Annotated in this window: 9 protein-coding genes and 1 pseudogene; 7 read left to right on the plus strand and 3 right to left on the minus strand. The window is 62.2% G+C overall.

The window, feature by feature from the left end:
* Positions 1 to 340, plus strand: a 340-nt coding sequence (locus tag WBB85_RS06725; protein ID WP_432637853.1) for a hypothetical protein, incomplete at its 5' end; no start/stop codon positions are given.
* A 198-nt stretch (positions 341 to 538) separates the two neighbouring features.
* On the opposite strand, the gene WBB85_RS06730 is transcribed toward WBB85_RS06725, so the two are convergent.
* Complete coding sequence (locus WBB85_RS06730) at positions 539 to 1,684, minus strand: type III PLP-dependent enzyme (RefSeq protein WP_432637854.1); 1,146 nt, start codon at positions 1,682 to 1,684, stop codon at positions 539 to 541.
* Between the two features lie 224 nt (positions 1,685 to 1,908).
* On the opposite strand from WBB85_RS06730, the gene WBB85_RS06735 reads away from it, so the two are divergent.
* Together WBB85_RS06735 and WBB85_RS06740 are read left to right on the plus strand one after the other, a co-directional pair.
* Positions 1,909 to 2,340, plus strand: coding sequence for an Lrp/AsnC family transcriptional regulator (locus tag WBB85_RS06735; protein WP_263739664.1), 432 nt, complete (start codon positions 1,909 to 1,911; stop codon positions 2,338 to 2,340).
* Between the two features lie 381 nt (positions 2,341 to 2,721).
* Positions 2,722 to 3,486, plus strand: coding sequence for a VOC family protein (locus WBB85_RS06740; protein ID WP_432637855.1), 765 nt, complete (start codon positions 2,722 to 2,724; stop codon positions 3,484 to 3,486).
* A gap of 3 nt (positions 3,487 to 3,489) precedes the next feature.
* On the opposite strand, the gene WBB85_RS06745 is transcribed toward WBB85_RS06740, so the two are convergent.
* The gene (locus tag WBB85_RS06745) at positions 3,490 to 4,668 is read right to left on the minus strand and encodes an acetyl-CoA C-acyltransferase (RefSeq protein WP_432637856.1); all 1,179 of its coding nucleotides are present in this window, start codon (positions 4,666 to 4,668) and stop codon (positions 3,490 to 3,492) included.
* Positions 4,669 to 4,761: 93 nt separating this feature from the next.
* On the opposite strand from WBB85_RS06745, the gene WBB85_RS06750 reads away from it, so the two are divergent.
* The 3 genes from WBB85_RS06750 to WBB85_RS06760 all read left to right on the plus strand — a co-directional run bounded on the left by WBB85_RS06750 (position 4,762) and on the right by WBB85_RS06760 (position 7,629).
* The gene (locus WBB85_RS06750) at positions 4,762 to 5,106 is read left to right on the plus strand and encodes an STAS domain-containing protein (protein WP_432637857.1); all 345 of its coding nucleotides are present in this window, start codon (positions 4,762 to 4,764) and stop codon (positions 5,104 to 5,106) included.
* Positions 5,096 to 5,596, plus strand: coding sequence for an ATP-binding protein (locus tag WBB85_RS06755; RefSeq protein ID WP_432637858.1), 501 nt, complete (start codon positions 5,096 to 5,098; stop codon positions 5,594 to 5,596). The genes WBB85_RS06750 and WBB85_RS06755 overlap by 11 nt, the downstream gene beginning before the upstream one ends.
* 452 nt (positions 5,597 to 6,048) lie before the next feature.
* A complete protein-coding gene (locus WBB85_RS06760; RefSeq protein ID WP_432637859.1) occupies positions 6,049 to 7,629 on the plus strand; it encodes a gamma-glutamyltransferase family protein in 1,581 nt (526 codons plus the stop codon).
* Between the two features lie 7 nt (positions 7,630 to 7,636).
* Here WBB85_RS06760 and hspQ read toward each other — a convergent pair whose 3' ends face one another.
* On the minus strand, positions 7,637 to 7,963 hold the full coding sequence (gene hspQ / locus WBB85_RS06765; protein ID WP_432637860.1) for a heat shock protein HspQ: 327 nt from the start codon (positions 7,961 to 7,963) through the stop codon (positions 7,637 to 7,639).
* Positions 7,964 to 8,144: 181 nt separating this feature from the next.
* Between hspQ and WBB85_RS06770 the strand changes: the two are divergent.
* Positions 8,145 to 8,479, plus strand: a pseudogene (locus WBB85_RS06770) (lytic transglycosylase); the annotation flags it as partial.

Consider the following 8,479-nt stretch of genomic DNA (forward strand, 5'->3'; position numbering starts at 1 on the left):
CCCGATGGGCCCCGAGGTTCTTGGCAATGCTGCTGTCGTAAGCCTGGCCGGGAAGATCTCCATCAGGCACGAGGCGTCGATGGATCCGATGTTCCCCGGGCAGAACCCGTCACGGGTCATCGTGACAGTACCCGGCGGCCAGTTCGACGCGCTTGTCCTGTCCCCCTGGGGCGAGCCGGATTATCCGCCCTCACGGGCCGAGCTTATCGGGAAATTCCGCAGCCTTGCCGAAGGGCGACTGCCCGATCACCAGACAGAGGCCATCATCGCCGCCGTCCAGGCGCTGCGATTGGGTTCGGTCGGGCCATTGCTGGAGGCATTGCAAACCAGATCACGCTAAGTCTGCAAAGCAGAAGTCACGCAACAGGCAAAGTGTCAGAATCGTTAGCCAGCGCAACGCTCGTTCTCTCCGCCGGGTGATGAAAACGTCAGCGCTACGCAGGTCCCTGCGGCGATATGCGCTCCAGTCAGCCTCTGGCGACGAAACGCTATAAGACGACAACGCCCCCGCAGGCTGTGCGAGGGCGGTCTCGTCAGCTCAGAGACCGAGGCGCATCACGGTGGCGATTTTCATGTCGCCGAAGCCATTGAAGCGTGTATTGGTCGCCGTCGAATAGGCGCCCATGCCGGAGAAGACGAGGAAATCACCCTCTTCCAGATCGCTCGGCAGGTCCACTTCGCCCGGCAACCGGTCGACGCTGTCACAGGTCGGACCGAAGATCACGCGCGGCTGGGCCTCGCCATCGCGCTGCACGCCGTTCGGCGACACGACGGCGATCCGGTCGATGATGCCGGTGATCGGCAGTTCGTCGAGGTTGCCATAGGTGCCGTCGTTCAGGAACACATGCTCGCCGTCGCGCAGCCCCTTGATGCGGGCGGCAAGGGTGAAGCTTTCCGCGACCAGCGCCCGGCCCGGTTCGCAGACCAGCGCGGGCGGTTCGCCGTCGAACACGTCCTGCGCCACGCGGCCGATCAGTTCAAAGATCGCATCAAGCTGCGGGATCTCGGTCGAGAGGCGATGCGACGGGAAACCGCCACCAACGTTCAGGCGACGCGCCTTCACACCGGCATTGGTGCAGATCCCGGCTGCAGCGCGCAAATACGCATCCCAGGCCATCGGATCGGTACACTGGGTGCCCGGATGGAAGGTCAGTGAGGGGATGAACCCGGCAGCAGCCACGGTGGCCAGCAGTTCCGTCGCCAGTTCCACCGTCGCGCCGAACTTGGCGCCGAAATTGTAGGCGGCCCCGGCAACCGGCAGCTTGAAGCGCACCGAGATTTCGGCACCTTCTGCAGGCACGATCTCAATCAGCTTTTGCAATTCCGTGCGGCTGTCGACCGAATAGGACTTCACGCCCATCTCGACCGCATAGGCGATCTCATGCCGCCCGCGCACCGGGTTGTGGTAGTGCAGCGCCGCCGTGGGCGCGAGGCGGCGCACCATCTCGATCTCGGCGGGCGAGGCGACGTCGAAGCCCTGGATACCAGCGGCGACGAGGTTCTGGATCACCATCTCCTCGGGGTTCGACTTGACCGCATAGGTCACAAGCCCCGGAAAGCCATCGATGAACCGGCGCGCGCTGGCCTGCAGCACTGACGGGGCGAAAAACATCACCGGATTGACCGGCTGTTCGATACGAAGGAATTCGGACGGATTCGCCCAGATCATTTTTGAGAGCCCCATCGGCGGTCACCCTTGCCAACAAGGCGCAGCCACCTTTTGCCCGGGCATACCGGTTGGAAAGCGCTTACGCATTTAACCAAACCAGGTAAGGTGCGTATGAGCCGCCCTTTGCCTGAACGAAGTTCGGGGGATATGGAGCACATTTCTACCGATCAAAAGTGTAGATTTGCTTGACGTTATCGTTAAAATGACGAAAACGACAATCAAACTGCCGGTGTTGCCAAATGGACGATCTCGACCGCTCGATCTTGGGTTTTCTGGGCTCCGATGCCCGGGTGTCCGTCGCCACTCTGGCGCGGCGGCTGAAGGTCGCCCGTTCAACCATTCAGGCGCGGCTGGAGCGGCTGGAAACGACGGGCGTTATCGCAGGCTACACCGTCAAGCTGGGCGAAGCCGCACGACAGGCCCGCATCCGGGCGACTGTTCTGCTGACGATCGAACCCCGCGCACAGGCCAATGTGCTGAGCCGCCTGAAGGCGATCCCGGAGGTTGAGCGTGTGCACACGACCTCGGGCCGTGTCGATTTTCTGCTTCAGGTCGCGGCCCCCTCAACCACCGTGCTGGACGGCGTGCTCGACCAGATCGGCGAGATGACCGGCGTGAAGGGGTCTGAAAGCCTGATCCACCTTTCAACCAAGTTCGACCGCGCCGTCTGATCCCAGGCTGCTTGTCCGGTTAGACCGCATCCGGGACGAAGCGGACCTCGCCGCATGCACAACATAAGCCGGGCGGGTGCCTGTCCGTGGGGTGGCGCAGCGACCATTATTCAGGGTGCTTTATGGCAGCAAAGACCCTCTGACCTCGTGCGAGGCGCGCGGCCTCCAAAGCGCCAGCCCGCAGGGACGGGCAGGCGCTGGCCCGGCGCCTTCGGCTTCGTTCCGGGCCAAATGACGTATCCGCCCAAGTCCGCTCCGGGCGCAGCACCGTACTTTCCTGACTGAGAATCCACCGAAACCCGCCTCCCTTGCTTTTGGTCTGGCAAGGGCGCAGGCTGATCCCGTGCCCCTGCAAAGGGCGATACAACAGCGGAGGAAGACATGGCCAAACCGAAGCGCGGCAAACCCTGCTGGTATGAGCTATCGACGACCGACCCCGACGCGGCGGGGCATTTCTATGCCCATGTCGCAGGTTGGGCGATCGCCGATTCCGGCATGGAAGGCATGGATTACCGCATCGCCCGTTCCGCTGACGACATGGTCGCGGGGATGATGGCCGCGCAGCCCGGAATGCCGCCGATGTGGATGTTCTATGTCACCGTGACCAATTGCGACAAGGCGGCAAAGGACATCGAAAAGGCCGGTGGCAGCGTGGTTTACGGCCCCGCTGACATCCCCGGAACCGGCCGTTTTGCCGCCGCCATGGACCCGCAGGGGGCCGCGTTCGGTATCCTCCAGATGCTCGACGACGACGGCCACGCCTTTGATCAGAAGGCGATGGGTCATGGCTGCTGGCACGAATTGATGACCTCCGACCCCGAGGCTGCCCTTGCCTTCTATGGCAAACTCTTTGGCTGGAAGCCGGGCGACGCGCACCAGATGGGGCCGGACATGACCTATCAGCTCTTCCGTCATGGCAAGGCCGATATCGGCGGTGTGATGAAGCAGATGCCGGAAATGCCGGGGCCGGATACGCCGTTCTGGCTGCCCTATTTCGGCACCGACGGGGTGCAGGCTGCCATTGCGCGCACGGCCGAGGCGGGCGGGCAGGTTCTGCACGGGCCGATGGAAGTGCCGGGCGGCGCCTTCATTATGGTCGCCCGCGATCCGCAGGGCGCGATGTTCGCGCTGGTCGGGCCGAAGTAAGCGTCAGACCCGCTCGATGGCGATGGCCGTGCCTTCGCCGCCCCCGATGCAGATCGCGGCGATCCCGCGCTTCAGGTCACGCTTTTCCAGCGCGTTGAGCAGGGTGACCATGATCCGGGCGCCAGAGGCACCGATCGGATGGCCCAGCGCGCAGGCGCCACCATTGACGTTCACAATGTCATGCGGCAGGCCAAGCTCCTGCATGAAGGCCATGGGCACGACGGCAAAGGCCTCGTTCACTTCCCAGAGGTCGACATTCCCGACCGACCAGCCAAGCCGCTCCATCAGCTTGCGGGCCGCAGGCACCGGGGCGGTCGGAAACTCAGCAGGCGCGTGGGCGTGGCTCGCATGGCCAAGGATGCGGGCGCGGATCTTCAGCCCGGCCATCTCGGCGGCCTGACGCGACGCCAGCACCAAAGCCGCCGCCCCGTCCGAGATTGACGAGGAATTCGCGGCCGTGACCGTTCCATCCTTGCGGAAGGCTGGTTTCAGGGTCGGGATCTTCTCGGGCCGTGCGGAAGCGGGCTGTTCGTCGGCATCCACAACAGCCTCACCCTTGCGGGTCGTCACCGTGACAGGCGCGATTTCACCCGCGAAAGCCCCGATCTTCTGCGCATCAAGCGCGCGGGACAAGGACGCCAGCGCATAGTCGTCCTGCGCGGCGCGCGTAAACTGAAACGCCGAGGCGCAATCTTCGGCAAAGGTGCCCATAAGGCGGCCCTTGTCATAGGCATCCTCCAACCCATCAAGGAACATGTGGTCGATAACCTGACCATGGCCCAGACGGGCGCCGCCACGCATCTTCGGCAAGAGATAGGGGGCGTTGGTCATGCTCTCCATCCCGCCCGCGACCATGATCCCGGCCGTACCCAGCGCGATCTGGTCATGCGCCATCATCGCGGCCTTCATGCCCGAGCCGCACATCTTGTTCAGCGTCGTCGCGGGAACGGCGTCCGAAAGCCCCGCCTTGAACCCGGCCTGCCGCGCGGGGGCCTGACCCTGCCCGGCGGGCAGAACACAACCCATGAGAAGTTCTTCGATCTGAGCAGGCGAGGCCCCGGCATCGGCAATGGCAGCCGCGATGGCCGCGCCACCAAGCGTCGCCGCATCAACCGTGCTGAATGCCCCCTGAAACCCGCCCATCGCGGTCCGGGCAGCTCCGGCGATCACCACCTCATCCATCTCTCCGCTCTCCTTTTACGGCCTCCAAAGAGGCATACCGAATAGTAAGGATTGGCGTCTAGCCTTCCCCGGACCTGCAAGGAGGGCAACACAATGAACCTTGTCTCGGAATCCATAGATGACGCACTCGTGGTTCGCGTACAAGACGACCGCATCGATGCGTCCGTCGCCATACAGTTCAAGGACCAGATGCGCGAACTGACCACCGATCACAGCGGAAGGGTTGTCCTCGATCTCGGACAGGTCAACTTTGTCGACAGTTCCGGGCTGGGGGCAATCGTGTCGGTGATGAAGTTCCTCGCGCCGACCAGAAAGCTTGAATTGGCCGCGCTGACCGCGAATGTCGACAAGGTCTTTCACCTGACCCGTATGGACAGTGTCTTTGCCATTCACGCCTCGGCACCCGCTGCGAATCAGGACGAACGGCATGCTCACTGATCGACCGTTACGGTCGGAAACGGATCCACCCTATAGGGAACGAAGAGGTGACCGGTTTCGTCACCTGTTTCAGGCTGAACCTGCGGCTGTGCGGGACGCATTGCGGCGCGCGGTGGCGCGCTTTGCCCGCCAAATCACAATCGAAGATGCCGGAACCCTGGAACTCACCCTGGCTGAAGCGCTGAATAACGTGGTTGAGCATGGCTATGCCCGTCTCGAACCGGGGCCGGTCGATCTCAGGATCGTAAAAAGCGACGAAGCGCTTGAATGCCGCATTGTGGATGCTGGCGTGCCGATGCCCGGCCTGACCCTGCCGGATATCCCCATGCAGGAGATCCCGGACGAGATTGAGGCGCTGCCGGAAGGTGGCTGGGGCTGGGCCTTGATCCGCGAATTGACGACCAATCTGGCTTATCAACGGGAAAATGAACGAAACATTCTGACATTCCATGTTCCGGTCAGCCACCGGCGCGGGACGGATAAGACCTGACCGGCGCATTTGCGGCGCCCCGTTTCGCAGATGGAACTACTGTTTGTTCAGCAGCGAAGGCCTGTGCAGCCCGTATCGGCACCTTGCCATCCGACCCATACGGGAGAACTTTTTTGCCCTGTGAAGGGCTGTACGACTCTCCCATAACTCTGCCAACAATATCCGCAGCGGCTACCACCAGATGTGGTCAGGTCTGCGGTGGATACAATTTGAAGCATCTTACTTCTGGGTTTTTCCACCTCGCCTGCGGAACTGGCGGAAACCAGGGTTCCGCGCCGTAAAGTTGCCGCAATGAATCCCCAACTCGGCCGGAAATGTCAGTGATATAGATCCTGTAGCTGCTTAAGGCTTCCCTCGACGCTGCGTTTAACAGCCCCCACCCATTGCGCAGCGTCGAGGTCTTTCCTTTCCCCAAATCGCACCCTAGCTTTCGCCCGGTAAGGGAGGATCGCATGCGTGATTTTCATCGTCCGGGGCGGTCTCCGGTCATCGCCACAAATGCCGTCTGCGCGACATCCCATCCACTGGCGGCGAAGGTGGCGCTCGATATCCTGCAAAGCGGTGGCAATGCGGTCGACGCGGCGATTGCGGGCGCGGTTCTTCTGGGCATTGCCGAGCCGCAAAGCTGTGGCATTGGTGGCGACTGTTTCGTGCTTCTGAAACCGCCCGGAGAGGAGCGGGTGATCGCCCTGAATGGTTCAGGTCGCGCGCCCGCGGGATTCGACGCCAACAGGCTGCGGGACGGTGGCATGACCGCGATTGGCACGGAAAGCGTGCATTCCGTAACGGTCCCCTGCGCGATTGATGCCTTCTGCAGGCTTTCGAATGATTGGGGGCGGCTGGGGCTCGCCGATACGCTGGCGCCCGCGATCCGTTACGCAGAAGACGGCATCCCCGTCGCGCCGCGAGTGGCTTTTGACTGGCAGGAAAGCAGCGGACGGCTGGGCGACATCGCCCGGCGCTACTATTCAAAGGGCGGTGCCCCATTGCTGACGGGCGACCTGTTCCGCGCTCCGGAACAGGCCGAGGTGCTACGCCGCATCGCTGCACAGGGCCGTGCCGCTTTCTATGAAGGCGAGGTGGCCGAAGACATGGTCGCGGCGCTGACCCTGCTTGGCGGCAGCCATTCACTCGATGATTTCGCGGCCACCGCCTGCACCTATGGCGACCCGATCAGCGGGGGATACAAGGGTCACGAACTGCTCGAACACCCGCCCAACGGACAGGGGACAACAGCGATCCTGATGCTTAACATCCTGTCGCAGTTCAATCTGTCCGGCCTCGACCCGAATGGACCCCAGCGCGCGCATCTGGAAGCGGAGGCCGCGAAACTTGCCTATGACGCACGCGACCGCTTCATCGCCGATCCCGATCATGTCACCCGGCTGGACCACATGCTGGCCCCTGCGACGGCCGAGCGGCTGGCGGCACTGATCGACCCCGACCGCGCGATGACCCCACAGCCGAAAGCAACCGAAGCTGTCCATCGCGACACAGTCTATCTGACCGTTGTCGATCGCGACCGGATGGCGGTTTCGCTGATCTATTCGACCTATTGGTCTTTCGGATCAGGCATCGCATCGCCGCGTTTCGGTATTCTGCTCCAGAACCGGGGGGCGGGTTTTACCTTGCAGCAGGGACATCCGAATGAGGCCGCCCCCGGAAAGCGCCCGCTGCACACGATTATCCCCGCAATGCTGAAGCGGAACGGCCGGGTCACCATGCCTTTCGGTGTCATGGGCGGCGCCTATCAGCCAACGGGGCATGCACGGGTGATCACCAATATGCTCGACTACGGCATGGACCCGCAGGAAGCGCTCGACGCGCCAAGATGTTTCGCGACTGACGGGGCATTGAAGGTCGAGCGTGGCTATTCCGACAGCACCCGGGCCGACCTTGCCGCGAAGGGGCACAAGATCCTGATCCCCGACAGCCCCCTTGGCGGTGGGCAGGCCATTGTCATTGATGAGGTCCGGGGCATCCTGACCGGCGCGTCCGATCCCCGCAAGGACGGCTGCGCCCTTGGCTACTGAGCCGGGTTCAGTTCAGGTTGAAATGCAGCGGATACCGCCCGTCTTCGAAATCACCGAAGAGATCAGGCAAGTCGGGATGATCGACCGGCTCGCCGGAATAATCGGCGACAAGGTTCTGCTCGGAGACATAGGCGACGTAATAGCTTTCGTCATTCTCGGCCAGAAGATGGTAGAAGGGCTGCTCTTTTTCCGGGCGGCTTTCCTCGGGGATCGCTGCATACCATTCGTCGGTATTGCTGAACATCGCGTCCACATCGAACACGACACCACGAAAGGGGTGCTTGCGATGCCGCACCACCTGGCCGAGATAATACTTCGCACGTGTTTTCAACATAGCGTACTGGCCCCCACGCAATAAAATAACGCGTCTGGGCAGCAACGTCCATCTCTCACACCGAAAGGATTGGAAACAGTCTGTGAACCTTTAACCAACAGTACAACCGCGCGCTGCTTTGTGATTCCCCTTACCCGCGAAAACGCGTAAACTGGGGCAAAAGAAGATCGAGCGAGGCAGTATGAGCAGACTTTTTCGGCTGGGTATCTTTTTGCTTTTGGTATCCTGCGGCGGCGGCAACAGGTCCGCGCCGCGCAATCTGGACAATGCCTGTTCGATTCTCGACCAGCGCCCGAAATACCTTTCCGCGATGCAGCGGGCCGAGCGGCGCTGGGGTGTGCCGGTCCATGTCCAGATGGCGACGATCTATCAAGAAAGCAAGTTCGTAGGCAACGCCAAGACCCCGCATAAATTCGCATTGGGTATCATTCCGATGGGCCGTCAAAGCTCGGCCTTCGGCTATAGCCAGGCGCTCGACGGGACCTGGGAGGACTATCAGCGCGACACCCGCAGCTT

It is taken from the genome of Albidovulum sp., from assembly GCF_049646345.1.
Taxonomy (GTDB): domain Bacteria; phylum Pseudomonadota; class Alphaproteobacteria; order Rhodobacterales; family Rhodobacteraceae; genus Albidovulum.